The sequence below is a fragment of the Paenibacillus sacheonensis genome, assembly GCF_009909195.1.
Lineage (GTDB): Bacteria > Bacillota > Bacilli > Paenibacillales > Paenibacillaceae > Paenibacillus_Z > Paenibacillus_Z sacheonensis.
Genome location: NZ_JAAAMU010000001.1, coordinates 662,537 through 688,145, shown reverse-complemented (window position 1 = coordinate 688,145; position 25,609 = coordinate 662,537). Strand labels below are relative to the sequence as shown.

The window sequence follows — 25,609 nt, the reverse complement described above, 5'->3', positions numbered from 1 at the left end:
GACCGGACGGTCAATTCATGGGTTTGGGGGCAATAGGAGATGAAGCATACGACGAAATCCCGCGGCGCGGCCGGCAATTCAGGCAAGGTACGGACGACGGAGAGCGGCGGTTCTTCGAAATCGCAGCCTAAAGGAAAAGGCGGCAGCAAGTGGCTGGAATATACCGCCCTGGCGACGGTCCCCCTTGTACTCGTACTCGGCAATTCCATGCTCGTGCCGATTTTGCCCGACATGGAGCGGAAGCTGCAAATTTCGACGTTTCAAGCCAGTCTTATCATTACGCTATTTTCCGTCGCGGCGGGCCTTATTATTCCGGTCTCCGGTTATTTGTCGGATCGTTACTCGCGCAAGGCCGTCATCCTGCCGTCGCTTGCGCTCTATGGCATCGCTGGCATCGGGGCCGGCATCGCTGCCGTCATGCATTCCTACAGCTTCCTAATCGCCGCCAGAGCCCTTCAAGGCATCGGGGCTGCAGGCACATCATCCATCGCGATGGCGCTGGTCGGCGACAAATACAAGGACGGCGAGGAAAGCGAAGCGCTGGGATTGATCGAAGCTTCCAACGGCGCCGGCAAGGTCGTCAGTCCGATCATCGGTTCCCTGCTCGCGCTTATCGTCTGGTACGCGCCTTTATTCGCGTTTCCCGTCTTCTGCGCCGGTTCGTTCGCGGCGATGCTGTTCCTGATCAAAGAACCGTCCAAAGAAGGCAAGGAGCAGGCGCTGCCGATCAAACAATACGTCAAGGACATCGGCAAGCTCTACCGCGAAAAGGGTAGGTGGCTGATCGGCGCCTTCATTTCCGGCTCCCTCGGCTTGTTTATCTTATTCGGCGTTCTCTTCCGTCTCTCGGACCTGCTGGAGAAGGCGCCGTACAATATCGACGGCGTGGCCAAAGGCGGCATTCTCGCCATTCCGCTGCTGTTTCTCGTCATCACCGCTTATATCACGGGTCACAAGATCAAAAACAACGGTCCGTTAATGCGCGTCTTGATGATCGTCGGACTCGGCGTGATGAGCGTCGCGCTGGCCGCCGCAGCGTTCTTCCATAAGAACATTTACTTCCTGATCGGCTTCGCCGCTTTAAGCAGCCTCGGGACCGGGCTTCTCCTGCCATGCCTGAATACGCTAATTACCGGATCCGTCGACCGCCAGCACCGCGGCATGGTAACGTCGTTGTACAGCAGCCTTCGTTTTTTCGGCGTCGCGTTCGGTCCTCCGTTGTTCGGCTGGATCGCCGGCAAATCGGACATGCTGTTGTATGGAATCGTCTCCGGACTATCGGTTGGCGCGCTGCTCATCATCGTGTTCCTCGTCCATCCGCCGAAACAAGCCGGCGACGCTTGACCTGCTCCTCCGGCTCTCCATATGCGCTATAATGACAAGGCGGGATGACACCGTCATCGACCGATGCATTCGCATGGAAGGGAGCAGTATTAATTGCTATGACGACTACGCCAATTTACGCCCAACTTACGCCTGAAGCTTACGAGCTGCTCGCCGAACTTTGCGCTGGAGCGCTCCCGCATGAAGCATGCGGCGTCTTATCCGGCGCATACGTCGACGTCAACGAGTCCGGCGCTTCGCTGCCAACCGCTCGTTTTCTACGCGTCACATCCGTTCATGCGGTCAGAAATGCAGCCCTCCGTCCCGAGAAGCAATTTTCCTTCGATCCGGCCGACTGGATACGCGCCCATTACGACATGCAAAAAAACCGACAAACGCTCGTCGGTTTCTTTCACTCCCATCCCGCCTCCCTGCCCGTCCCCAGCATAGCGGATCAGGCAGGCCTTCCGGCGGACGGCAGCGGAATTTCGTATTGGATCGTCTCCCCGCAGCTCGATGACGGCCGTCGTCTCCTCATTCAGCCGTATTGGCTGCAAGGAAGCAGGCTTTCGCCGTTAATGCTTGCTCAAATAAGCGTATAAGTCCCCTAACGTCACAACGTTCCGATCCAGCATGCGCCGCAAGTAATTCAGCCATAACTTTGCCGTCATGACCGAGTCCTCGAGCGCATGATGCCGCTGCGTGATGGCAATGCCGGCTTGATCCAGCAGATCATCCAAATTGTAATTGGTCCGACCGGGATCCAGCCATTTGGCGACCATCATCGTATCCAGCACCCGGTGCGTGAGATTCACCTTCGACGTGCGCCATAAAGCGGCGTTCAAGAAATGCTTGTCATGTCCGCTGGCATGCGCGATCAGGAGCCGCTTACCGATGAACTCCATAAAATCATGCAGCACCTGCATCAAGTCGGGCGCATCCTGAACCATCTCGTTCGTTATTCCGGTCAGCTCCGTAATATGCTTCGGCACCTTGCGCCTGGGATTGACCAGGCTGTAGAAGGATTGGTCCTCCATCAGTTGACCGCCCTTAAGCAGCACCGCCCCGAACGACAGAATCTCATCCCCGTTCGTCGGATAAAATCCGGTCGTCTCCAAATCGAAGACGACGACCTCCATCTCGCTAAGGGGCCGATCCATGATCGAATCCTTGCGCTGCTCCTTGGACATGGAGCGAATGAAAGCCATTTGCTGCGCATTCTGGGCGCCCATCATCGAAGCCAGCGCCGGCGTGATTCCGCCCATTTTGTACAAATGCCACATCCGGCCTACGCCTTTTTGCTCTTTCATGTTACTCCCCTCCGGGTGGTTTAGATCCGTCCCGTCGCTCGCTTCCGAACCTTCTTCTGCAGCTTCCTCACGATGCGCAGGCCGGCTTTAAGCTCTTCGATCAGCTCCTTGGTCAGCCTTGCGTTCGACAGCTTGCCGCCCGACGTATAGAAGCCGTCTTCCAGCTTGGAGGTCGTGAGCAGGCGCAGCCGCATAAACAATCGGAAGACCTCGGCATAGGCAGCGCCCTCGGCTTCGTCAAGAACCCCGTGCCGCGTCAAATCCTCGATGCGCGTCATTGTCGCCGTCGCCCGAATGCCGGCCTGTATGGCAAGCAGCCGGATCGCGTTGACCATCGGAATGTACGCGCCGTATTTCAAATCGAGGCTGCCCGCGTCTTCGCCGTAATGTTCCTTGAACAGCTGCCCGAATACGCCAAGCAGCACCTTATGCCGCATCGTGTTGTTCAACATGCTCTCCGCGATCCGATCGGTCGACAACATAAGCATGAAGAAATGTTCTTTCAGCGCTAACCATACGAAGGGCTGTCCTGCGACGATTCTGCAATCCGCTACGATCAGCAGATAGCGCACCCGCTCCCAGTCCGGTTCCTTGAACCATAGATCCAGCTTCCCGGTCCATTGCGACAACGACTGGCACCATAACGGATTCGAGCTGACGACCTCGCCTTCGCAAGGCGGATAGCCAAGCTGCTGAAGCGTCATGACGACCGTTTGCGCGAAGAGCCCGAAATAGCGGGCAACCTCCTCAAGCTGCGAAGGATCCTCCGGATCGGCATAGACAAGTCCGCTGTCCTGATCGCTGGTTAACGTTTGTTCCTCTCTGCCCCCGCTGCCGAACAACAAATACGCGTAAGGCACGGGAGGGGAACCTTCCCCCATCCGTGCCAGTTTCTCTTCCGAGAGGGCGACGGCACGCCGAATCAATGCGTCGTGAACCTCGTTCAGATCCGTATAAAATTGTTCGATCGGCCGTTCGAAAAGCAGAGGTCCCATATGGGCTTGAATTTGATCCCGCAAGCCGCGTAGTGCTGCAACATCGCCGGTATTGCCGATGCGTGCAAGCAGCTCCGCACGGACCGGGTCGCTCATGCTGCGCTCACCTCAATGTCAGGATAGCCAAGACGAAACCTGCACCAACGTCAGCCGACGAGGCGCAAGTCTCATGCTTGGATCTCTTGCTTTTCCGTCGAACCAAGCTTACATGTTTTGCTGCGCTTTTTTCATTTGCTCCGGATATCCGAACGTACCGTGCTCGGAAAGATCGAGACCGATAATCTCTTGCTCTTCCGTTACGCGAAGACCCATGACCACCTTCATGATGCCGAGCAGGATGAAGGAAGCGACGAGCGTGTAGCCTCCGCACACGAGGACGGATTCGACTTGGATCCACAGCTGATGCCAGTTGCCCGTGTCGATCAGGCCGCCTTCGCCGACGTTCAATTTCTTAGCAAGGACGTCCGTAGCGAAGATACCATTCGCGACCGTACCCCAAACTCCTGCCGCGCCGTGAACAGAAAGCGCGAAGATCGGATCGTCGACTTTGATTTTCTCGAAGAATTTAGCGCTGAAGAATACGAGCACGCCCGCTACCAGACCGATGACAACGGCAGCCCACGGATCAACGAACGCGCAAGTCGCCGTGATTGCAACGAGACCGGCCAAAGCGCCGTTCAATGTCGTCGTGATATCCGCTTTGCCGTTCACCAGCCAGGAGATCAGCAGCGCCGCTACCGCACCGCCCGCCGCGCCAAGCTGCGTGTTGAACGCTACGTAGCCGAAGAATCCGTCGCCTACGCTAAGCGCGCTTCCTGCATTGAATCCGAACCAGCCTACCCACAGGATGAGTACGGACAAAGCGCCGAACACTTGGTTGTGACCGAGGATTTCATTGGCTGAACCGTCTTTATTGAAGCGGCCGATCCGCGGTTTCAACAGAACCGTCGCGGCGAAGGCCGCGATCGCGCCCGTTAAGTGAACGACTGTCGAGCCTGCATAGTCTTGCGCGCCTTTTGTAAACAACCAACCGGTGGAGCTCCAGATCCAGTGCGAGATGACCGGATAAATAAGCGCCGTGAACAGTACCGTGAAGACCAGGTAAGCAGAAAGCTTGGCGCGTTCCGCAAATCCGCCCCATGCAATGGAAAGCGATACAGCGGCGAAAGCCAGCTGGAAGATAAAGAATACCGTCGAAGGAAGCGATTCGCCGTCTGCGGCAGCTACGCTTGGCGAGAAGAAGGCGCCGCCCCAGCCGACTACGGAGCTGATGGAATTCTCGGCATTGTCGGTACCGAAGGCGAATGCATAACCGACGGCCCAATAGACCAAGGTACAAAGACCCAGCGTGAAGATCGTTTTACCAGCAATATGACCCGCATTCTTCATTCGCGTCGAACCGGATTCCAACAGGATGAAGCCGCCTTGCATCAAGATGACCAGAACTGCTGCGACTAGAACCCAAATCGAGTTGAGACCCATGTTGAGCGTACCTGCGGACGGATCATCCGCGAACGCCATTGCCGGAAATAACAACGATAGGGCTCCTAAAGACAAAATTAACTTCTTGACCATTGCGACCACTCCCTAATGTAATGTTTCATAACATGATATGAAAGACTTAATGTCATTATAGTCAGAAGTCCTTGTTTTGACAATACGGTTTTTGTATTTCTTAGAAAAAAATCTAACATTCGTGTCCGTCTTGTAAGGTATTGTTAAGTTTTTTCACAACCTATCGCTAGAAACGGTTGATTCCCGGTATGAATCTTCGCCTTTCAACGAACCTAAGCCTCCTTTATCTCGTTAAACAAACGACATTCGTCTAGAAATGCATGGGGACGATTTTCCCATGTCAGGTTTTCTGCAAAGCAGGAATTGTCAAAGCATTACGTTTGACTGTATGGTTCAGGATTTGTATCATAGATACATAGGATTTTATGAACGTACATACCCGTCTTATAATGAAAGAGGTGTCTGCGATGTCTGAATTATTATTGTATCGGATCGGCGAATTGTCCAAACTGGCCGGCGTAAGCCCTCGCACGATTGATTTCTACACTTCTATGGGCCTTATCGAACCGGAACGCCGCTCAGCCAAAAATTATCGTTTATACAGTGATGAAACCTTATCGCGTCTCAAACGTATCGTACAAATGAAGCAAGATAAATATTCGCTGGATGAAATCAAAACGAGCTTGTCCGGCTGGGGGAAAGTTTCTTCGCACGAAGAGGTTTCCGAACAGCTCATCGAGCTTGAAATTCATCTTGAACAGCTGCAGCGCGAAGTCAAGGCGATCGAACCTGTGATCAGCCAATTAAAGCCCGGTCAGGCCAAACAGGTTTTCAAGCGGCTCATTCCGCAAACCGCCGCTTGCGTCGAGACGCTGATGCTGCTGCTGAACAAAGGCGGAATCATGTAGCATTCTAATCAAACGGAGGGAATTCGTATGTTTTTTCACCCGATGGACTTTCTGATTATCATCGCATTCGCCTTATCGATATGGGCGCAGTTCAGAGTAAGAGGCACGTTTAACCGCTGGTCGGAGGTTCCGACCGCGAGCGGCATTACCGGCTACCAGGCCGCGCGGATGATGTTGGATCGCAACGGACTCCATGACGTTCCGGTCGAGCCGGTTCCAGGCACCCTCTCGGACCACTACGACCCCATTCACCGCGTCGTAAGGCTTTCGGAGCATGTCTATTACGAAAACTCGATCTCCGGCGTTTCTGTGGCCTGTCACGAGGTCGGGCACGCCATTCAGCACAAAGAGCACTACCCGATGCTGGCCCTTCGCCACCGGATCTTCCCGGTCGTTAATTTCGCCTCCGGCGTAGCGCCTTTCCTGCTCATCGCAGGGTTCTTGTTCCACGCTACCGGGTTGATCGGACTCGGCATCATCTTCTTCTCATGCGCGGTCGCCTTCCAACTCGTAACGCTGCCCGTCGAATTCAATGCCAGCAGCCGGGCTCGCGATCTGATGGTCGCCGAAGGCTTCATCACGAACGACGAAGAACGCGGCGTCGCCAAAGTATTGAATGCCGCAGCATTAACGTACGTGGCAGCGGCGCTCATCTCGCTGCTTGAGCTGATCAAGTACATCATGATCTTCACCCAGCAACGAGAATAACGTTGGATGCAGGAAAAGGAGGGCAGCGAAAGCTGCCCTCCTTTTTGTATATATGCGATGACGAGCAAGGCTTACAACAATGTCAACAACTGGAGCTGCCCCAAAGCTGAATCGCTTCGGAGCAGCTCCTGTTTGTCATCGGTCTTATTGCATAAACGCATCTAAACTTCGGCCCGGCTAGGTGCGGAAACGGCTCAGCGTTTCTTTCAAGCCCGTTGAAACGGTTTCCAGCTTGTCCGACAAACGGACAAGGCTTTCGCTGATGTTCGTTTGTTCACTGCTGAGCGAAGCGACTTCCTCGGATGTCGCGGATGATTCTTCGGCAACGGCACTGACATTGCCCATGGCTTCGGACAGAACGAGCTGCGAACGCTCCAGCGTGCCGATTGAATTCGTCACGGTGCCGAGACGGCCTACAAAGTCGCCCATTTGTCCTTGTACCGTAAGGAAAATTTGATTGGCTTCTTTAACCGATTGAATCTGCTCTTGGAAGATCGGATAGGCATCGGATAGGACGCTGACCGTCTCGTCGATTTCTCTCTGGATCGTTTCGGTAATTTGACCGACTACATCGATGGATTGACGGGATTGGTCCGCCAGCTTGCGAATCTCGTCCGCGACGACCATAAATCCCTTGCCGGCCGTACCCGCACGCGCCGCTTCGATCGTGGCGTTAAGGGACAAGATATTCGTCTGCTTCGTCATGTTGTCCAACACTTCCAAAATCTTGCGAATGGAACGCGTTGATTCCTTCAAGCGGTCAACCTTCTCCACCATGGAACGCGTCATCTCTTCCGTCATGCCCGTTTTCTCGATTAGGCTGTTCATGTACACCGTACCTTGACGGCTCGCTTTCTCCACTTCGCTTGCGGCTGCGCCCATTTCTTGGTTGGCCGTCGTCACCTGCTGCATTTGCTGGCCGATCTCGCTGGTCAGATCGCTTCCCTTCTCCGCTTCGACAGCCAAGCTTGTTGCGCCGCCGGCGATTTCTTCCGTAGCGACGGCAATTTCCCGCGCCGATATGGCCGTTTTCTTCGAGGCATCCGACAACTCGCCTGCCGTTGCCAGCACGTCCTGCGCGGATTGATTCGACTGCGTCACAAGGATGGTAATCTGCGTCATCATTTGGTTGAAGCTTTGCGCCAACTGACCGATCTCGTCCTTCTTGTTAATCTTGGAGCGTACCGTCAAATTCCCGCGCTCGCCTTCGTTCATCAGGTTGCGGAGATTAACGAGCGGTATGGCAACCATGCGAATAACCAGAAGTCCGATCCCGATCGCCAGAAGCGCCGCAATGGCCGCGATGATATACGTCGCATTGCGGATTTGCTTCGCGTCTTCGACCAGCTTATCGACCGGCACCGTCCCTACGAGTTTCCAACCTGTGCTGTCGAATTTGTTGTACATGACCAACGACTCGTGGCTTTGCGAATCCCTGCCGGTTACCGAGCCCGATTCGGCTTTTTTGCCTTCGACCGGGAGCACGAACGGCGAAGCTTTACCCAGCTGATCCGTTTTCGCGCTGTAGATCAAATTATTGTTGTCGTCCTGGATATACACTTCGCTGCCATCGCTAAGCTTCAAATCGCTCAGTTGATCCGCTATTTCCTGCAGTCGGACCTCGATGAGGATGATAAAATTGCCTTCATTGCTTATCGTATTCTTCATGACGCGCCCCATGGCGAACGTCGGATCGTTCGAAGTGCCGCTGTACCCCTTGGCTTGACTTGGCAGCCAGGTAAGCCGTCCTGCTCCGTCAACGATAGGCTTCAGCCAATCCGACTTCTGCGCATCGGCAGTCGTCACGTTCGTGCTGCCGACCGTCACGGAATTGGCTTCCCCCGTAATCGGGATGATCGCCGCGCCGACAATCGTCTGATTGCCGAGAATGTACGATTGTATGGAGTCGCTAAGTTTCTTCATGATATCGAACTTGTCATAGTCATCGGTAGCTTTTTTGTAAGCCTGCAGATAATCCTGCACGTTTTTGTCCAACAGAATTTGCATGGACAACGCTTCGTAGTTTTTGAACATGAGATCCAGCTTGCCGTTCGATTGCGCGATCGCGACGGAACTCGATTCCGCGACTTTGTCTTTGAGGATCGATTTCGAGGTCGAGTAGGAGAATAGACCTACGACGAGAACGCACACGACGATCGCAAAGAAAATAATCAAAAACAGCATGAGTCCTACTGATTTGATTGGGTTTGAAATCTTCACATTTTTGATTCCATTGACGGACGACGAATAAAGCGCCTTCGCGTTTTCATTCAAGCTCTCGCCTTTAGCCTTCGATTGATTTTTTTCTTTTTTTGCCTTGACCTTCATTGCTGGACACCACCTGATCTAGGGATAGAGTTGCGATTTCGGATGAGCGTGATTGCGGTATGTGTCGCATGCTTACGTTGGAAAGCTTACGTCAATTCCATCATCCAAAAGCAAGTTTCGACAAATTGCATTATCCAATTTATCGGTATCCCGAAATGGTTTTGTTAGGATTAAGGAAAAAATCACGAAAAAAAACATCCTATCGAATGATCGACGAGGATGTTTCTAGGTCTAACGCATTATCGGACCCGCTTGCGCATCATGTCCATGGGCTTAACGGGCGATTCCGTCCTTATCACGACATGCTGCAGCGGATGTCTCGCCGCATCGAGGACGTTGCCGTCCGTGTCCGCGATCGCTTCGACGGTTTGTTTGAAGAAAGTCCCGTTTGGACCGAAGAACTCCACTTCTTGTCCAGGCTTGAAATGGTTGCGCTGCTGAATGACCGCCGTGCCGGAAGCTTCATCGTAGGAAACGACGACACCTGCAAAATCGTACGGCGCCGCTTTGTCTTCTGGCTCGTAAATATGATCTTCGGCCCCGGGCGTATCGTAGAAAAAGCCGGTATTGAGCGGCCGATTCGCGGCTTTCTGAATATCGTCCTGCCATACTTGCTTCAGCTCGTAATTTTCCGGATCCGCCATGTAAGAATCAATCGCTTGACGGTACGCGTTTACGACGGTCGCAACGTAATGAAGGCTCTTCATGCGGCCCTCGATTTTGAAGCTGTCGACGCCGACATCGATCAGATCGGGAATGTGCTCCAGCATGCAGAGGTCTTTCGATCCCATCGTGAATTGATCGGCTTCCATGCCTACCATCTGAATATCGTCTTCGTAGATGTCGTACTTCCAGCGGCAGGACTGACAGCAGCCGCCGCGATTGGAGTCGCGGTCCGTAAAGTGGTTGGACAGCACGCACCGTCCCGAGAACGAAGAACACATGGCGCCGTGAATGAACGCTTCGATTTCAACATCCACGTGCGCTTTGATTTGTTCGATCTCTTCCAGGCTGGCTTCGCGTGCCAGTACGACGCGAGGCAAACCCTCTTCCTTCCAGAACTGAACGGCCTGCCAATTCATGGTTGACTGCTGCGTGCTCAGATGGACCTCCAGCTTGGGAGCGACGCGCTGCGCCGTCTCGATAATAATCGGATCCGCGGCGATGATCGCAGCGATACCCGCATTTTCCAGCTCGCGGAGGTAATCCTCCAGTCCCGATACATCTTCGTTATGCGCATAGATATTGGTCGCCACGAACACTTTGGCGCCATATTGCTTGGCGAATTCGACGCCTTCCTTCATTTCCGCAAAGCTGAAATTGTCTGCACCCGACCGCAGGCCGTATTTCTGACCGCCGATATAAACCGCATCCGCTCCGTAATGGACGGCAAATTTCAATTTTTCTAAATTGCCGGCAGGAGCCAGCAATTCCGGCTTATCCAGCCGATTTCTTTTACCCTTATAACGATGGGCTGTTTGCGTTGTCACCATCCTCACCTCCAAGAACCTTCAAGGGTGACTTCTTACCGTGTTAAATAGATTAATACACCTGTTCTTTATAGAAAAATCCATATGACAGCTCGCGCGCCGGATTTTGCAGTTGGACGATGGACTCCAGCCAATCTTCATTAAACGCGTAACCAAGCGGGTCCGAGCAATATGCATCGATGGCCGAGCGATAAGCGCGCACGACAGCTTCATTGTATGCTATCGATTTTAACAGGCCTTCGATTCGAAAGCTATCGATATTAACTTCCATCAGCTCATGCAGGTTCTCGATCATGCAGAGATCGTCGGAACTCATAATATGGGTTCCGTTCGCATCCTCGTAGATCGGGAAACGTTCGTCCGGACGTTCCGACTCGATGAGATAGAGGCCATCTTCGCGTTTGCCGTGAACCGGAACGTTCTCTAACGCGCCGTCTTTGTTCTGATGTTCGAAATAATTGTGGACGAGCGGCCGCTTGGAATGGTAAATATTTGTCATGCCATGTACTTGCACTTGCACGGCGAGCTCGGTATTTTCTTTGACGCCGATAATCTGCTCCAAGTTCAGCTCCCGGGCAAGCACGACTCTCGACGCGCCGCGGCGGCCCCAATAATTGGCTGTCGCGTAGTTCGTGGACGTCATTTCGGCGTTCCAGTGCAGCTTCATCGCAGGCGCCGATGCGCGCGCCGCCATGAGCACGGCCGGATCGCCGAATACGACGGCGTCTACGCCGGCATCAGCCAGCGCTCCGATATAATTCGGCAGCGTGTCCACCGTCGCATTATCCATGACGTTGTTGACCGCCGCGTAGACGGAAACCCGATTCGCATGCGCCAGCTTCACGGCTGCCGCCATAGCGCCGATATCGAATTCGCCGGGAAGCCGCATGCCGTACCTGGCCTCGCCTACTACGAACGCATCCGCACCCGCTTCGATCAACCGCTCCATGTCGGCTAAAGAAGCTGCATCTATTAGCAGCTCCGGCTTTGTTGCCATTTGTAAATCCTCCTAACGTTTGTTGAGCGAAGGCTTGATCATTAAACCGGCAAAGACATTCAATTACGGCTTCGTAAGCACATGCTATTGCTTTGCCGTTTGATTGCTCTTCGCGATGTTCTGATTATGCTGCTTGAGCGTTTCGGCAAACAAATGCTCATGGCTGCCGTCTTTCTTCGTCACGTAGTAATAATAATCCGTTTGTTTCGGGAACAGCGCCGCTTCGATCGACTTGATGCTCGGCGAAGCGATCGGTCCCGGGGGAAGTCCTTTGATCTTGTACGTATTATACGGACTGTCGACCTGCAGATCCGATTCCATCAGCCGTTCCTTCTGCTTGTCGAGCAGATATTGCACCGTCGCATCGATTTGAAGGGGCATCCCCTTCTTGATCCGATTGTATATAATACCGGCTACGATCGGCCGCTCCTCGTCGACGACGACTTCCCGTTCTACAAGGGAAGCGATGGTCAGCATCTGATGGAAGCCGACGCCGTTCTGTTCAAGCGCGTCTTCCCAGTTCTCCGGCAGCGTGTCCAGCTTGCGGTCCAGCTCCTGCAGCAGTCGGTCGATAATCGCGTCTTGCTTCGTATCCTTCGGCAGTTCGTACGTCTCGGGAAACAGATAACCTTCCAGCCGGTGGCGAAGCTTGTTGTCGGTCGGAATATGAGTCGACGCTTCCGTATCCGGCCATGTCTGGACCTTATCGGCTGCCGCGATGAACGAAGTTTTGTCTCCGAAACCGGCCTCGCTCAGCTTGTCCGCGATTTGTTCGACGGTCAGCCCTTCCGGAATCGTGAACTTGATCGTCTCCGCCTTCACGACCTCGCCGGCATTCAGCTTCGCGATGATCGCCTGCTTGTCCATCCCCGGTTTCATCTCGTACACGCCAGCCATGAACTTAGGACCTTCATGCTTATAACGCAAATAGTATTTAAACAAAAATGCGTTACGAATAATGCCCTGCTCTTCAAGCGTCTCCGCGAATGTGAAAGGAGAAGTTCCCTTCTTCAACTCGACTTGCACGGCGTCGCCTGAGGACGTCGGGCGCAAACCATTCCAAATATATAAATACGTACCGCCCACAATCAGGATCATCAAGCTGAGAAGCGTGGTTATAACCCAAAACGTAATGCGCCCTTTACCCGGCCCCGCTGGCCGCATGTCGTCGTTAGCCGGCCAAGCGCCGTCCGGCTGATGCTTTGATGGACTCAAGCAACGATCCCCCGTTTCTCATGTCTGCGCGGAAAAAGGGCGGTCAGCGCCGCCCCTTCCCGTCCTCTATATTTCAGCCGGCGCTTAGCAGTTAAGGCTGCTCGTCGCCTTCGAACATTAAATCATCATAAGCTTCCGCGACGTCTTCCCATTCCTCGTCATCTTCGATGGACTCCAGCTCCGGTTCGGAACCTTGGTTCAACACGATGCGGAAGAATGCGATTTCATCTTCCTTCTGCATGCTGTGCGACTGCAAGCCTGCATAAGAGCGTTCGCCAAGCTGGAATTCGGCGATGATTCGGAACGGTTCGGTCTCGCCCGACTCCCCGATCAAATCAACTTCCGTCCCATAGATCGGATCCAAGATGGAAATCCGTTTGATTTCAGACACGTGCAGTACTCCTTTCAGCCCGGGGCTGACATGTATTCTGAATCGAGGATGCTGGATAATGTCGCATTCCCTATTCGAAGATGTTGGCGAATGCTGCATTCCCTGTATTACGACAGTGAACGCAAACCAATCGCCCTATGCAAACCAATCGCCTTCTTAATCGTTATCGTCAATCTCGGCCAGAAGCGTGTTGAAGGTTTCTTCAACCATGTTCCACTCTTCTTCGTCCTCGATCGTATAGAGCTTCAGATCATCGCCGTCTTCTTCGTAACGGAAGGCATAGACTTCGTCCGCGTCTTCATCCTGCTCGTCCTCGGAATCGACGTTCAGCGGAACGACCATCATATATTTCTGATCGGAGCCGTCAACCTCGAACTTCATGACTACCTCGAATTCTTCTTCGTTGCCTTCTTCATCCGGAATGTAGATGATTTCTGGCTCTTCGTACTGCATGTTGTCCTTTGTCATCGTTACCCTCACCTTTTCGTTTTAGAATCGAGATAATTTTGCAAAATGAGCGTCGCCGCCATTTTGTCCACCACTAACTTTCGCTTCTTCCGGCTGACATCCGCCTCAATAAGCGTGCGTTCTGCGGCAACGGTTGTCAGCCGTTCGTCCCAAAGGTGTACGGGTACATTTAGCTTCTGCTGTAAATGTTGTGCGAATGCGATGCAAATTTCGCCACGCGGTCCGATGGTGCCATTCATGTTCTTCGGTAATCCGACTACGATCTCAGATACTTCATGTTCCTGCACGAGCTTCGCAATGTCGTCGTCCTCGCGATTATCGCGGCGTTTCTCGACGACACCGACGCCCTGCGCGGTCCAACCGAATGCATCGCTGACGGCAACACCGATCCTGCGGTCGCCGTAATCCAAACCCATTAGACGCATGCGGATGGAACCTCATTTCTATTCCCTTATTTGCTGTGCTGGCTAAGGTAGGAGCGCACCAGCTCTTCAATCAATTCATCGCGCTCTTTCCTGCGGATCAAGCTTCGGGCATTGTTATGCCGAGGGATGTATGCAGGATCTCCGGACAACAAATAACCGACAATTTGATTGATGGGATTATAATCCTTCTCAAGCAGCGCGTCGTACACGGAAAGCATGATCTCTCTCGAGGACGCTTCCCCTTCCGCCTTCACGTCGAATTTCATTGTCTTGTCCATCGAATTCATCGCCAGCACCTCACTTTCCAAGTCGCTTGACAGCCGATTTATACCCTTATCATATCACATTTGACTGCGCAAGAACCAGTTCTTCGGCAATTTGGAGCGCTGCTGCTAGTTTGGAAGGATCTTTACCGCCGGCCTGCGCCATATCCGGGCGGCCGCCGCCGCCGCCGCCGCATGCCGCCGCGGCTTCCTTGATGATTTTGCCTGCATTGAAACCTTGCTTCACCAGATCGGGCGATACGGCGGCGACTAAATTGACTTTATCTTCCGAGGCGGCGCCTAGCACGATAATCGAGCTGACGAGCTTCGTCTTCAATTCGTCCACGATTCCGCGCAGGGCATCCATCGAAGGCGCGTTCACTTCGGCCGCCAGCACGGTCACGCCGCCGATCGTTTTCGCCTGCGTTTCCAGCGAACCCGCTTCGATGCGGCTCAATTTGCTTTGCAGCGATTCGTTGTCGCGCGTCAGATCCTTCACTTGAGCATGGAGTCCCTCGATGCGCTTCGGCACGTCGCTCAAATTCGATTTCAGCAGAACGGCTGCTTGTTTCAGCACATCGAGCTGACCTTCCATGTACAGGTAGGCATGACGGCCGGTTACCGCTTCGATCCGGCGCACGCCGGAACCGATGCCGCTCTCGCTGACAAGCTTGAACAGTCCGATTTGGGACGTGTTCGCCACGTGGCAGCCGCCGCACAGTTCCAAGCTGTAATCGCCCACGCGCACGACCCGCACCACTTCGCCGTATTTCTCGCCAAACAGCGCCATGGCGCCCATCGCTTTCGCTTCCGCCAGCGACTTGTTGTCGATCTGCACCGATGTACCGAGCCAAATTTGCTCGTTTACGCGGCGTTCGATTTCCGTCAGTTCTTCCGGCGTAATGCTTCCGAAGTGGGAGAAATCGAAGCGCAGCCGTTCTGGCTCAACGAGCGAACCCGCTTGGTTGACATGCTCGCCGAGCACGTCCTTCAGCGCGCGGTGAAGCAAATGCGTCGCCGTATGGTTCTTGATCGTATCCTCGCGCGTCGCGGTCGTGACGACCGCTTGAACGGAATCGCCGACTTTGACGGTTCCGCGCTCAACGATGGCATGATGAACCGGCTGGCCATGGGGTGCCTTCGTCACATTGTCGATCGACAGCGTAAAGCCTTCGCCGGCAATCGTGCCGCTGTCGCCGACCTGGCCGCCGCTCTCGGCATAGAAAGAGGTACGGTCCAGGATAACCAGTACATGGCTGCCCTCGCCGGCTTCTTGAACGAGCGAATCGCCATCGACGATCGCCAGAACCTTCGCCCCGTCTACGGTAAGATCCTGATAACCGACGAATGCCGACTTCTCCGTAAAGTCAGCCAGCGGCCCGCCTTGCACGTTCATGCCGCCCGTGTCCTGGCGCGCTGCGCGCGCACGCGTGCGCTGCTCCTCCATCGAAGCATCGAAGCCGTCGCGGTCAACCGTCATGCCATGCTCGGCGGCATAGTCTTCTGTCAAATCGAACGGGAAACCATACGTGTCGTACAGTTTGAACGCATCCGGTCCGCTAATAAGGGACTTGCCAAAGGCTTTAGCCGACTTGACCAATTCGCCTAACAAAGAAAGACCGTCCGAGAGGGTCTCGTGGAAACGTTCCTCTTCGGTCCGGATGACCTTCTCGATGAATTCGCGTTTCTCCACGACTTCCGTATAGTAGGCGCCCATGATCTCGGCGACGACGGCTACAAGCTCGAACAGGAACGGACGATCGACGCCGATCGTCTTCCCGTAACGAACCGCGCGGCGAAGCAAACGGCGGATGACATATCCGCGGCCTTCATTGGAAGGCATGACGCCGTCGCCGACTGCGAAGGCTACCGTCCGGATATGGTCGGCAATGACCTTCAACGCGATGTCATGCTCCGGGTTCGTGTGGTAGGACACGCCGGCAATCTCGCAAGTGCGGTCGATAATCGGGCGGAACAGATCGGTGTCGAAGTTGGAGTCCACGTTTTGAAGGATCGACGTGAACCGCTCCAGGCCCGCTCCCGTATCGATGTTTTTGTTCGGCAGCGGCGTGTAACTGCCGTCTTTATTATGATTATATTGCGAAAACACGAGGTTCCATACTTCGAGGAACCGTTCATTTTCGCCGCCCGGCCAGCATTCCGGATCGCTCAAGTCGCCGAATGCGTCGCCGCGGTCGTAGAAGATCTCCGTGCACGGACCGCAAGGGCCTTCGCCGATATCCCAGAAGTTCTCTTCCAGCTTATAGATGCGCGCTTCCGGCAGGCCGATCTTCTCGTTCCAGAAACGGAACGCTTCCTCGTCTTCCGGATATACCGTCACGGACAGACGCTCCGGATCGAAGCCGATCCACTGCGGGCTCGTCAAAAATTCCCATGCCCACGTGATGACTTCTTCCTTGAAATAGTCGCCGATCGAGAAATTGCCCAGCATTTCAAACATCGTATGATGGCGGCGGGTTTTGCCGACGTTCTCGATATCGTTCGTGCGAATGCATTTCTGCGAATTGGCGATGCGCGGATTGTCCGGAATGACGCGGCCGTCGAAATACGGCTTCAGCGGCGCCATGCCCGCATTGATCCACAGCAGGGATGGATCGTTATGCGGAACGAGAGACGCGCTCTGCTCGATTTTATGGCCTTTGCTTTCAAAAAAAGCGAGCCATTTGGAACGGATTTCACTAGCTTTCATGTTCGAATCAGCCTCCACAATGTCGAATAAAATAAAAAAACGCCCCTAAAAACAGGGACGAATCATTCGCGGTACCACCCTGGTTATTGCGCGGTCCGACGGAGCGCTGCCCTTTGAGGCGGCTAAGCAGGTCCAACACAATCTCCTTGTAAGGACGATAACGGGTCCACCGGCGAAGTTCGTTCACACTCCGAAACCAGCTTTCGATCATCCTTCGCCCTTAGAATTCTCACAGCCGACGCGTCGTTCCAATAGCGGAATGCCGCATGTCCAACCTCTCGGTCGTACACGCAAACCAATCCGTAGCGGAATGCTGCATGTCCAACCTCTCGGTCGTACACGCAAACCAATCCGTAGCGGAATGCTGCATGTCCAACCTCTCGGTCGTACACGCAAACCAATCCGCTTGCGCGAAGGAATTCTTTCTCTGTTGGCGGTCTATGATCTACTTCAGTTTCATCGTCGTTTTCACGTATGCAAATAACCTAGATAAAAGAAGAATATCAGCAAACCTGCCGCACTGTCAAATGGTCTTCCTGCGAACGTAATACGCGAAGATATGCTGCACGATGACTTTAAGCGCCGCAAAGATCGGCACGGCCAAAATCATGCCCACGATGCCGGCCAGCTCGCCGCCTACGAGCAAGGCGAAAATGATCGATAACGGATGCATGTGCAGCGTTCGACCGACGACTTGAGGAGAAACGACGTTGCCCTCGAGGATCTGGCAGACGCTGTTCACGATAACGACCATCAGCATCATCTTGAGCGACACGGTCGAAGCCATCACGAGCGCCGGAGCCGCGCCGAAGAACGGACCTAGATACGGAATGATATTCGTTACCGCGACGACGCTGGCCAGCAGCAGCGGGTAGGGCATGCCGATGATGAGATAGCCGATGTAAGCGAGCGTGCCTACGATGACGCACACGATGAATTGCCCGCGGATATAACTTCCCAGTGCATTGTCGATGTCCTTGAGCAGCCTTACGGCATGCTTGCGGTGCGGCTTCGGCACGTAGGTCAGCAGCGTCCGCTCGAATACCTCGAAATCCTTCAGGATGTAGAACGCCAAAAACGGAATAATGAACGCGATAAAAACGACGTTCAGCATCGCCCCGATATTATTGATGAAGCTGAAGATGGCATCCGAGCCCTGCTTCTCGAGCTTGTACAACGATTTATTGATCCCCGAGCGGAAGCTCTCCGGCAGGAAAGAACTGTTGTTGAGGCCGTCGACGATATTCTGGGCTTTCATCGACAAATCCGGCATATGACGATTGAGCTCCTGCAGCTGATCGATGAACATGGGGATTGCATTCATCAAGATAACGGTCAATCCGGCTAAGAAAACCGCATAGATGAGTAGTACCGCCATCGTCCGGGGCACTTTGCGTTCATTCAGCAGGCTGACGATCGGATTGAGCACGTAAGAAATAATCATGGCGATCAAGAACGGAGCGAGCACCGCCCGCAAGAAGACGTAGATATGAAGGAATACCGGCTTCACCAACAGAAGCAGATACAGGGCCGCCAATCCCATGATGAGATACAAGAGCCATGCAAATATCCGGTTATTCGTAAACCGTTCCAAGGCCGCATCCCTCCCTTGTTTCAACCTTACGTCCGCGCTTAAACAATCCAAGTCCGCATCCGATATAACTGGTATTACAGTATATGTACAAGTTGCCGGAATCATCCCGAGCGTGCGCGCGGACGCAAAAAAAAGACGACCTCTGCAGGCCGCCTTCCCAAATAACCGGGTGGAACGCTTCGATTTAGTTCGCGTGCACCTGCGGCATTTCGTCTTCAAAGAACAAATCGTCCAGCGAGCTTAACGTGCCGTCTTCCTCGACTTGATAGACGGACATCTTCTCGCCGTTCACCGTCAGTTCGATGAAGCAGCCCCAACAGTAATACTGGTGCGAACCGATTTTTCCGATATCCTTTGAACTGCAATTTGGGCATTTCATAGCTCATTTCTCCCTAATATCCGTCTCAGAAACAGCGACCGGCGAGAGGTTGTCCTCGCTTCCGGCCGGTACTATAATGACAGCATTGCCTAGCATGACTTCGTCAGCTTGAAGCGGAGCAGGAAGCCACTTGCGGCCTTCCATGATATCCGCTATGAAACCATCCGTCAACTCATAGCCTATTATTTGTGTACCCTGTATATCGCTAAAATAAACATCCGATACGCGTCCAAGTTGTTCGCCATGAGCGGTAATGACGGGCAAATCCTTCAATCGTACGGTTCCGGTCAAAAAGGAGCGCTGCACTGCCGCCGGTTTGGTCCGTTTCACGGATGCTTCGTTCATGACGATAACGGCATCTTCTCCGCAAACCAAAACTTCGTTCCACGTGACAGCTTTCATCGATGTGAAGAAACGCCTGCCAGCATCCAAAATGATGCCGCCCAGTTCCCAATGCTCATCGAACCAAGCATCCTTCACGTGTCCGACATGCTTGCCGGCGTTCATCTCAATGACAGGCAGTCCAATCAGATGCTGTAATCGCAGCAATTTGGCAAAGCCTCCTAGGCATTAGTACGAATGCGGCTCGTAAAGGTTGCAATTTTTTTTGCCGCGCATTCGAGTTCCTCCATAGTATTTCCCAAACCGAAGCTAAACCTTACAGCAGATTCCAATCGCTCCCGCGAGATCCCCATGGCCTCCAGCACATGGGAAGGCTCGAGCGCGCCGGCCGTGCAGGCCGAACCGCTGGAAGCCGCAATGCCGGCCAAATCCAAATTCATCAGCATCGTCTCCGAGCTGATGCCCGGAAAGCTGAGATTCACGATATGAGAGGCGCTTGCCTCGCTTGCCGCCGGGTGGCCGTTAACGACCACATGCTCTTCGCCGAATAGGTCAATCATCCGTTCTATCCATGTATAACGAAGCTTGTCCAACAAAGGTTTCCGATTCGCGAGCGAATTCACAGAATGTTCAAACGCAGCGGCGAATGCTGCGATGCCGGCAACGTTCTCGGTGCCTGGTCTGCGCTTCCGCTCCTGGGAGCCCCCGTGAAGCAATGGCACGAGCACCGTCCCTTTGCGCACGAATAAAGCGCCTACGCCTTGCGGCCCGTTGATCTTATGGGCGGAGAAGCTCATAAGATCGACAGGCAGGCTGCGAAGATCGATGGGCAGCACGCCGAGCGCCTGAACGGCATCGACATGAAAAAGAACGCCTCTAGACCGGGCGAGTTCGCCGATCTCCGCGATCGGCTGAATCGTTCCGGTCTCGTTGTTGACATACATGACGCTAATCAGCGCCGTATCGTCCGCGATGGCATCCGCAATATGTTGAACATTAACGGTACCCTGCTCGTTCACCGGCAGCACGGACAATCGAAACCCTTCGCTTTCAAGAGATTCGCAGGCATGGAGAACAGCGTGATGCTCGGTCGCAAGCGTTATAATATGGGACTTGCCGCGTTTTCGCGCGGCCCTTGCGACACCGATGATGGCCATATTGTCGCTCTCCGTTCCACCGCTCGTGAACACGAGCTCTGCCGCCGTGCAGCCGATGCCGCCGGCAATAAGGTCACGGGAACGATTGAGCAGGCCTCTGGCCGAACGGCCATTGCCGTGAATGCTCGAAGCATTGCCTACCGTTCCGGTATACACGTCCATCATCGCCGCGGCTGCATCGGGGTGCATCGGCGACGTGGCCGCATGATCGTAATAAATCCGTTCCATGGCAATCATCCTTAAATCCTTAAATATAGAACATGTAAGAGTCCTGCTGAACCTCTTCCTTGTACGTTACGAGGTCCGCAAGCGTCGTCGAGTCCAGCACTTCCGCAATGCTGTTGCGGATTCGAAGCCACAGGTTGCGTTTGGCCGGATCGTCTTCTTCCGTAAAATCAACGGGCGAAATCGGTCCCTCCAAAATACGGATGACATCGCCGGACGTAATCGACTGCGGTTCCTTCGACAGGATATAACCGCCATAGGCGCCGCGAATACTCTTCACGAGACCAGCATTTCTGAGCGGGGCGATCAGCTGCTCCAAGTAATGCTCCGAGAGCTGGTTGCGCTCAGCAATGCTCTTCAATGATGTGGGACCTTCTCCGAATTTAGCGGCCAGCTCCATCATAATCGTAAGCCCATAACGGCCCTTAGTAGAAATTTTCAATTCGAGCACCTCTTCTCCGACGAAAACGAAATCTTATTTAAGGTCGCTGCCTGAGAACAAACGCGATCGCCGTCTTTCTGAACGACGGAAGGCGTTTCTTCTTAATAGATTACAATTCATGGTATTCCCATATCATATCTATGTTAACATAACCGCGCAACAAATTGTTGATAAAACGATGACACTTTCATGAAAATCGGTTTGGAAGTGACCGGTTAAAGTGTGCTACAATAAAAACTTAAGCGCCCTTTCCCCTCCTTATCATTGGAATGGGGCTGACATTCAAGGTGGTGGACATTTTATGAGCAATTCCAATACTCGCGTCGTCGTCGGCATGTCGGGCGGCGTCGATTCGTCCGTAACCGCTTTGCTGCTCAAACAGCAAGGGTACGACGTGATCGGCATCTTCATGAAAAACTGGGACGACACGGATGAATTCGGCCATTGCACGGCCGAAGAAGATGCGGAAGACGTGCGCCGCGTCTGCGATCAAATCGGCATCCCTTATTATACGGTTAATTTCGAGAAAGCGTATCATGACAAAGTGTTCGCCTACTTCCTGGACGAATACCGGAACGGCCGCACGCCGAATCCGGATGTCATGTGCAACCGCGAAATTAAGTTCGGCGATTTTCTGCAGAAAGCGCTGGAGCTTGGCGCCGATTATTTGGCCACCGGCCACTATGCCCGCCTGGAGCGAATCGCGGACGGCGAATCGAAGCTGCTCCGCGGCGTGGACGCCGGCAAGGATCAAACGTACTTCCTGCACGCCCTGCGCCAGGACCAGCTGGCCAAGGCCATGTTCCCGATCGGTCATCTTCCGAAACCGGAGGTCAGAAGGATCGCCGAGGAATTCGGCCTTGCGACCGCCAAGAAGAAAGACAGCACCGGCGTTTGCTTCATCGGCGAACGCAACTTCAAGCAATTCCTGAGCGGCTATCTTCCCGCGCAGCCGGGCCCGATGGTCGATATCGTCACCGGGGAAACGAAAGGCCGCCATGACGGCCTCATGTACTATACCCTTGGACAGCGGCAAGGCTTAGGCATCGGCGGTTCAGGAAGCGGGGAACCATGGTTCGTCGCCGATAAAGACTTAAAGGAAAACATCCTCTACGTCGTTCAAGGCGACGCGCATCCCAGCTTGTATTCGACGGGACTCACGGCAACCGGAATCAACTGGATCTCGCCGGTGAAGCCGGAAGGCAATTTCACGTGCACGGCGAAATTCCGTTACCGTCAGCCGGATCAGCAGGTTACGGTGACCTTCCGGCCTGACGGATCCACAGCCGACGTCGCGTTCCTGCAGCAGCAGAAAGCGATCACGCCCGGACAGGCCGTCGTCTTCTTCGACGGTGACGTCTGCCTCGGCGGCGGTACGATCGATGTCGTCCTGAAATAAGACTTAAACATATAACAAGAGGCGTTCGATTGATATCGAACGCCTCTTGTTTATTTTCGCATGCTATTCCGCGTCGACGTTCAACGCCTGCGGATTCAGCCGGTCTCTGCCTGGACCTCGGTTTCCAGCAGCAATTCTTCTTCGACTTCCTCGACCGTCCGCTTGCGAAGCTGAATGCGCGAGATGCGCAAATGATCGGTTTCCTCGATCGTAAACTCGAAGCCGACGGGATGCACGATCCGCTGTCCTTCGGAAGGCGGATTCTCGATCTGCGCATACATCCAGCCGCCGATCGTATCGTAATCGTCGCTTTCGATCTCCGTGCCGAAGTAACTGTTCACCTCTTCGATGAGCATCATTCCGTTAATGGAGTGGCTGCCGTCTTCCCTTGGTTCGATATCCGCGCGTTCCTCGTCGAATTCATCCTGGATCTCGCCGACGATTTCTTCCATGATATCTTCCAAGGTGACAAGACCCGACGTGCCGCCGTACTCGTCGATGAGGATGGCGATCTGCGTCTTCTTCTTCTGCATCAGCTTGAGCAGCGTGCTGATATGCATCGAATCCGGCACCGTCGTCATGGAACGGGTAATATGACGAATGTCATGAACGCCCTGGTGCGTTACTTTCAACAAATCTTTTATATGAATAAAGCCGATAATGTTGTCTTTGTCCTTGTCGCATACGGGATAGCGGGTGTGCATTTCCTTCAGGGCGATCGCCTGGTTCTCTTCGAACGACAGGTTCGCGTACAGACAGATCATCTCGGTGCGCGGAATCATGATCTCCCTGGCATGCGTCTCGGCAAAATCGAATATATTATCGACCAGTGTAAGCTCTGTATTATCGATGAGTCCGGATTTGTGGCTTTCCTTCATGAGAATGCGGATTTCTTCTTCCGTGTGCGCAGACTCATGCTCGGCGGCAGGTTCGATTCCGACGCTCATCAGCATTCGGTTCGCCATGCCGTTCAAGAGATAAATGAACGGGTACATCACTTTATGAAACACGATCAGCGGGAGAGCCGTCCACAACGTTACGTTCTCGGCTTTACGAATCGCATAAGTCTTGGGAGCAAGCTCGCCAAGCACGATATGAAAAACGGTAATGACGGAAAAAGCGATAATAAACGATATCGTCGAGATAGCGACTGGACTGAAATGCATTTTTTCGAGAATCGGCTCAATGATATGCGATATGGTAGGCTCCCCCACCCAGCCGAGTCCGAGCGATGCGAGTGTGATGCCAAGCTGGCAGGCCGACAGATAAGCATCCAAATTCGTCGTCAGCGCGGACGCGAAGCGCGCCCGGCGATTGCCGTCCTGGACGAGCGTGTCGATTCGGCTGCTTCTTACTTTAACCATGGCAAATTCAGCGGCAACGAAAAATCCGTTCAAAAAGACGAGCACCAAGATGAGCAAGATGCTCCACATTATGGGTAACGGGTCACTATTCAACGATTCCCTGTTTGCCGTTCGCGCCTAAAGCCGCAATCACGACCAACAGGTGCACCTCCTTCAGGGAATAAAAATTATAAATTTCTTTTATAATACTACATTAGACGATGTCGTCTCTTTCCGTCAAATGCCGCCATCCCACCTTCTGGCCCGTATTCGGGTTTTACTCATGTTTATTCCGCGATGGTCGGCCTTTATGCGCTGTTTTCGAGCTCCTGCTACCGATCTTGCTTTTTATAAGCGAAAGAGGCTATTTTCTCCGCTCTTGGTTTTGGCGAATTTTATCTTCCATCCCTTGCTCCGTGGCCTTATAGAACTTCTTATGGGCGATTCGTTCGGGCAAATAAACCTGCTTCACGTAGTGGCCCGGGAAATCATGAGGGTACTGATAACCGACATGGCCCAGCCGTTCGGCACCGCTGTAATGCGTGTCCCGAAGGTGAAGCGGCACCTCCGCCGAGCCCAAGCTTTCGATCGCCTGCATGACGCTGCCGATCGCGACTGCGGCAGCATTGGATTTGGGACTTTCCACGGCGAACAGAATGGCCTGGGCGATGTTGTACTTGGCTTCCGGCCAGCCGATCTTATGATAGGCGTCCATCGCGGCGACGGCTTGAACCATGGCTTGCGGATTGGCAAGCCCGATATCCTCGCTGCAGGCCACGATCAGCCGCCGGACGAAGGTCATGGGATCCATGCCCAGCTTCTCGACGGCGTAGAGGAACCAGAACAACGCGGCGTCGCTTGAGCCTCGCACGCTTTTGTGGAAGGCGGAAAGAATGTCGTACTGCGTGGATTCGTCGGCGCGAATCGTCGGCTTGCGGATCGATTCCTCGGCGACCTCCAGCGTCACCTCGACGCTGCCGTCCGGCTGCGAAGGCGTCGTCACGGCTGCCAGCTCCAGCGCATTGAGCGCTCTGCGTATATCCCCTCCGGCCATGCTCGCGATATGCTGCAGCGCTTCTTCCGCGACGTTCAGCTTCATGAATCCCAGTCCCCGCACGGAATCCGTCAATGCGCGCCGCATCGCTTCCAGCGCATCCTCCCGCGTCAGGGACTCCAATTGAAACAAGGTCGACCGCGATAGCAGCGCTCCGTTCACGTAATGAAACGGGTTTTCCGTCGTCGCGCCGATGAAGACGATGATTCCCTGTTCCACGGCAGGGAGAAGCGCGTCCTGCCTGGAAGAATTGAACCGATGGACCTCGTCCAGGAAAAGAATCGTTTTGCGCCCGTACATGGACTTGGTCATCTTCGCTTGGTCGATCACGGCGCGGACGTCCTTCACGGAAGCATCGACCGCGTTTAATTTGACGAAATCCCCTTGCGTGCGTTTGGATATGATATGCGCAAGCGTCGTTTTGCCGCACCCCGGCGGGCCGTAGAGAAGGATCGAGGACACTTGGTCGCCTTCGATCGCCCTTCTCAGCAGCTTGCCCGGTCCGACGACTTCGCGCTGTCCGATATATTCATCGATCGTTTGCGGACGCATGCGGTCCGCAAGCAATTTCGCTTTAGGCTGTTCTTCTTCCTGATGATAGGTAAACAAGTCCATTTCCATCCCGTTC

24 protein-coding genes are annotated in these 25,609 nt (G+C 53.9%); 5 read left to right on the top strand and 19 right to left on the bottom strand.

The window, feature by feature from the left end; genetic code table 11:
- Window positions 1-39: 39 nt before the first annotated feature.
- Both GT003_RS02900 and GT003_RS02895 read left to right on the top strand, forming a co-directional pair.
- Window positions 40-1,344, top strand: coding sequence for an MFS transporter (locus GT003_RS02900; protein WP_161694161.1), 1,305 nt, complete (start codon window positions 40-42; stop codon window positions 1,342-1,344).
- A 98-nt stretch (window positions 1,345-1,442) separates the two neighbouring features.
- A complete protein-coding gene (locus GT003_RS02895; RefSeq protein WP_161694159.1) occupies window positions 1,443-1,925 on the top strand; it encodes a M67 family metallopeptidase in 483 nt (160 codons plus the stop codon).
- Here GT003_RS02895 and GT003_RS02890 read toward each other — a convergent pair.
- The 3 genes from GT003_RS02890 to GT003_RS02880 all read right to left on the bottom strand — a co-directional run bounded on the left by GT003_RS02890 (window position 1,899) and on the right by GT003_RS02880 (window position 5,203).
- On the bottom strand, window positions 1,899-2,633 hold the full coding sequence (locus GT003_RS02890; RefSeq protein ID WP_161694157.1) for an exonuclease domain-containing protein: 735 nt from the start codon (window positions 2,631-2,633) through the stop codon (window positions 1,899-1,901). The genes GT003_RS02895 and GT003_RS02890 overlap by 27 nt on opposite strands.
- Window positions 2,634-2,653: 20 nt before the next feature.
- Entirely contained in the window at window positions 2,654-3,724 is a 1,071-nt protein-coding gene (locus GT003_RS02885) for a DUF294 nucleotidyltransferase-like domain-containing protein (protein WP_161694155.1), read from the bottom strand.
- A gap of 108 nt (window positions 3,725-3,832) precedes the next feature.
- Window positions 3,833-5,203 (bottom strand): ammonium transporter, encoded by a 1,371-nt coding sequence (locus tag GT003_RS02880; protein ID WP_161694153.1) that lies wholly within the window; start codon window positions 5,201-5,203, stop codon window positions 3,833-3,835.
- A gap of 365 nt (window positions 5,204-5,568) precedes the next feature.
- On the opposite strand from GT003_RS02880, the gene GT003_RS02875 reads away from it, so the two are divergent.
- Both GT003_RS02875 and GT003_RS02870 read left to right on the top strand, forming a co-directional pair.
- Window positions 5,569-6,051, top strand: coding sequence for a MerR family transcriptional regulator (locus tag GT003_RS02875; RefSeq protein WP_239565628.1), 483 nt, complete (start codon window positions 5,569-5,571; stop codon window positions 6,049-6,051).
- 27 nt (window positions 6,052-6,078) lie between these two features.
- Window positions 6,079-6,759, top strand: a complete 681-nt coding sequence (locus tag GT003_RS02870; protein ID WP_161694151.1) for a zinc metallopeptidase — start codon at window positions 6,079-6,081, stop codon at window positions 6,757-6,759.
- Between the two features lie 177 nt (window positions 6,760-6,936).
- Here GT003_RS02870 and GT003_RS02865 read toward each other — a convergent pair whose 3' ends face one another.
- The 14 genes from GT003_RS02865 to cymR all read right to left on the bottom strand — a co-directional run bounded on the left by GT003_RS02865 (window position 6,937) and on the right by cymR (window position 21,185).
- Complete coding sequence (locus GT003_RS02865; RefSeq protein ID WP_239565629.1) at window positions 6,937-9,087, bottom strand: methyl-accepting chemotaxis protein; 2,151 nt, start codon at window positions 9,085-9,087, stop codon at window positions 6,937-6,939.
- A gap of 239 nt (window positions 9,088-9,326) precedes the next feature.
- Window positions 9,327-10,577, bottom strand: coding sequence for a peptidase U32 family protein (locus GT003_RS02860; RefSeq protein WP_338045854.1), 1,251 nt, complete (start codon window positions 10,575-10,577; stop codon window positions 9,327-9,329).
- A 52-nt stretch (window positions 10,578-10,629) separates the two neighbouring features.
- Window positions 10,630-11,574, bottom strand: coding sequence for a peptidase U32 family protein (locus tag GT003_RS02855; RefSeq protein WP_161694147.1), 945 nt, complete (start codon window positions 11,572-11,574; stop codon window positions 10,630-10,632).
- An 84-nt stretch (window positions 11,575-11,658) separates the two neighbouring features.
- Complete coding sequence (gene mltG / locus GT003_RS02850; RefSeq protein WP_239565630.1) at window positions 11,659-12,789, bottom strand: endolytic transglycosylase MltG; 1,131 nt, start codon at window positions 12,787-12,789, stop codon at window positions 11,659-11,661.
- 91 nt (window positions 12,790-12,880) lie between these two features.
- Entirely contained in the window at window positions 12,881-13,180 is a 300-nt protein-coding gene (locus GT003_RS32400; protein WP_338045855.1) for a DUF1292 domain-containing protein, read from the bottom strand.
- Window positions 13,181-13,336: 156 nt separating this feature from the next.
- Complete coding sequence (locus GT003_RS02840; RefSeq protein WP_161694143.1) at window positions 13,337-13,648, bottom strand: DUF1292 domain-containing protein; 312 nt, start codon at window positions 13,646-13,648, stop codon at window positions 13,337-13,339.
- An 8-nt stretch (window positions 13,649-13,656) separates the two neighbouring features.
- Window positions 13,657-14,073, bottom strand: a complete 417-nt coding sequence (gene ruvX / locus GT003_RS02835; protein ID WP_161694141.1) for a Holliday junction resolvase RuvX — start codon at window positions 14,071-14,073, stop codon at window positions 13,657-13,659.
- 26 nt (window positions 14,074-14,099) lie between these two features.
- Window positions 14,100-14,360 (bottom strand): IreB family regulatory phosphoprotein, encoded by a 261-nt coding sequence (locus tag GT003_RS02830; RefSeq protein WP_090642134.1) that lies wholly within the window; start codon window positions 14,358-14,360, stop codon window positions 14,100-14,102.
- Window positions 14,361-14,409: 49 nt separating this feature from the next.
- Window positions 14,410-17,046, bottom strand: a complete 2,637-nt coding sequence (gene alaS / locus GT003_RS02825; protein ID WP_161694139.1) for an alanine--tRNA ligase — start codon at window positions 17,044-17,046, stop codon at window positions 14,410-14,412.
- 523 nt (window positions 17,047-17,569) lie between these two features.
- Window positions 17,570-18,640 carry an AI-2E family transporter gene (locus GT003_RS02820; RefSeq protein WP_161694137.1) on the bottom strand — a complete coding sequence of 357 codons (1,071 nt, stop codon included), beginning with the start codon at window positions 18,638-18,640 and terminating at the stop codon, window positions 17,570-17,572.
- Window positions 18,641-18,824: 184 nt separating this feature from the next.
- Window positions 18,825-19,019, bottom strand: a complete 195-nt coding sequence (locus GT003_RS02815; protein WP_090641631.1) for a hypothetical protein — start codon at window positions 19,017-19,019, stop codon at window positions 18,825-18,827.
- Between the two features lie 3 nt (window positions 19,020-19,022).
- Window positions 19,023-19,499, bottom strand: a complete 477-nt coding sequence (locus GT003_RS02810; RefSeq protein ID WP_420831394.1) for a PRC-barrel domain-containing protein — start codon at window positions 19,497-19,499, stop codon at window positions 19,023-19,025.
- 83 nt (window positions 19,500-19,582) lie between these two features.
- Entirely contained in the window at window positions 19,583-20,746 is a 1,164-nt protein-coding gene (locus tag GT003_RS02805; RefSeq protein ID WP_161694133.1) for a cysteine desulfurase family protein, read from the bottom strand.
- 19 nt (window positions 20,747-20,765) lie between these two features.
- Window positions 20,766-21,185, bottom strand: coding sequence for a cysteine metabolism transcriptional regulator CymR (gene cymR, locus GT003_RS02800; protein WP_161694131.1), 420 nt, complete (start codon window positions 21,183-21,185; stop codon window positions 20,766-20,768).
- Window positions 21,186-21,486: 301 nt separating this feature from the next.
- Here cymR and mnmA point away from each other — a divergent pair, with 301 nt between their 5' ends.
- A complete protein-coding gene (gene mnmA, locus GT003_RS02795; protein ID WP_161694128.1) occupies window positions 21,487-22,584 on the top strand; it encodes a tRNA 2-thiouridine(34) synthase MnmA in 1,098 nt (365 codons plus the stop codon).
- 95 nt (window positions 22,585-22,679) lie between these two features.
- Here the strand turns inward: mnmA and GT003_RS02790 are convergent, their stop codons facing one another.
- Entirely contained in the window at window positions 22,680-24,017 is a 1,338-nt protein-coding gene (locus GT003_RS02790; RefSeq protein ID WP_161694126.1) for a hemolysin family protein, read from the bottom strand.
- Between the two features lie 274 nt (window positions 24,018-24,291).
- Window positions 24,292-25,596, bottom strand: coding sequence for a replication-associated recombination protein A (locus GT003_RS02785; protein WP_161694325.1), 1,305 nt, complete (start codon window positions 25,594-25,596; stop codon window positions 24,292-24,294).
- Window positions 25,597-25,609: the final 13 nt, after the last annotated feature.

Coding starts and splice junctions, on each gene's coding strand:
- GT003_RS02900 (WP_161694161.1), top strand. CDS start 40: ATGAAGCATACGACGAAATCCCGCGGCGCGGCCGGCAATTCAGGCAAG.
- GT003_RS02895 (WP_161694159.1), top strand. CDS start 1,443: ATGACGACTACGCCAATTTACGCCCAACTTACGCCTGAAGCTTACGAG.
- GT003_RS02890 (WP_161694157.1), bottom strand. CDS start 2,633: ATGAAAGAGCAAAAAGGCGTAGGCCGGATGTGGCATTTGTACAAAATG.
- GT003_RS02885 (WP_161694155.1), bottom strand. CDS start 3,724: ATGAGCGACCCGGTCCGTGCGGAGCTGCTTGCACGCATCGGCAATACC.
- GT003_RS02880 (WP_161694153.1), bottom strand. CDS start 5,203: ATGGTCAAGAAGTTAATTTTGTCTTTAGGAGCCCTATCGTTGTTATTT.
- GT003_RS02875 (WP_239565628.1), top strand. CDS start 5,569: ATGAACGTACATACCCGTCTTATAATGAAAGAGGTGTCTGCGATGTCT.
- GT003_RS02870 (WP_161694151.1), top strand. CDS start 6,079: ATGTTTTTTCACCCGATGGACTTTCTGATTATCATCGCATTCGCCTTA.
- GT003_RS02865 (WP_239565629.1), bottom strand. CDS start 9,087: ATGAAGGTCAAGGCAAAAAAAGAAAAAAATCAATCGAAGGCTAAAGGC.
- GT003_RS02855 (WP_161694147.1), bottom strand. CDS start 11,574: ATGGCAACAAAGCCGGAGCTGCTAATAGATGCAGCTTCTTTAGCCGAC.
- GT003_RS02840 (WP_161694143.1), bottom strand. CDS start 13,648: ATGACAAAGGACAACATGCAGTACGAAGAGCCAGAAATCATCTACATT.
- ruvX (WP_161694141.1), bottom strand. CDS start 14,073: ATGCGTCTAATGGGTTTGGATTACGGCGACCGCAGGATCGGTGTTGCC.
- GT003_RS02830 (WP_090642134.1), bottom strand. CDS start 14,360: ATGAATTCGATGGACAAGACAATGAAATTCGACGTGAAGGCGGAAGGG.
- alaS (WP_161694139.1), bottom strand. CDS start 17,046: ATGAAAGCTAGTGAAATCCGTTCCAAATGGCTCGCTTTTTTTGAAAGC.
- GT003_RS02815 (WP_090641631.1), bottom strand. CDS start 19,019: ATGAAATGCCCAAATTGCAGTTCAAAGGATATCGGAAAAATCGGTTCG.
- GT003_RS02805 (WP_161694133.1), bottom strand. CDS start 20,746: ATGGAACGGATTTATTACGATCATGCGGCCACGTCGCCGATGCACCCC.
- mnmA (WP_161694128.1), top strand. CDS start 21,487: ATGAGCAATTCCAATACTCGCGTCGTCGTCGGCATGTCGGGCGGCGTC.
- GT003_RS02790 (WP_161694126.1), bottom strand. CDS start 24,017: ATGTGGAGCATCTTGCTCATCTTGGTGCTCGTCTTTTTGAACGGATTT.
- GT003_RS02785 (WP_161694325.1), bottom strand. CDS start 25,596: ATGGACTTGTTTACCTATCATCAGGAAGAAGAACAGCCTAAAGCGAAA.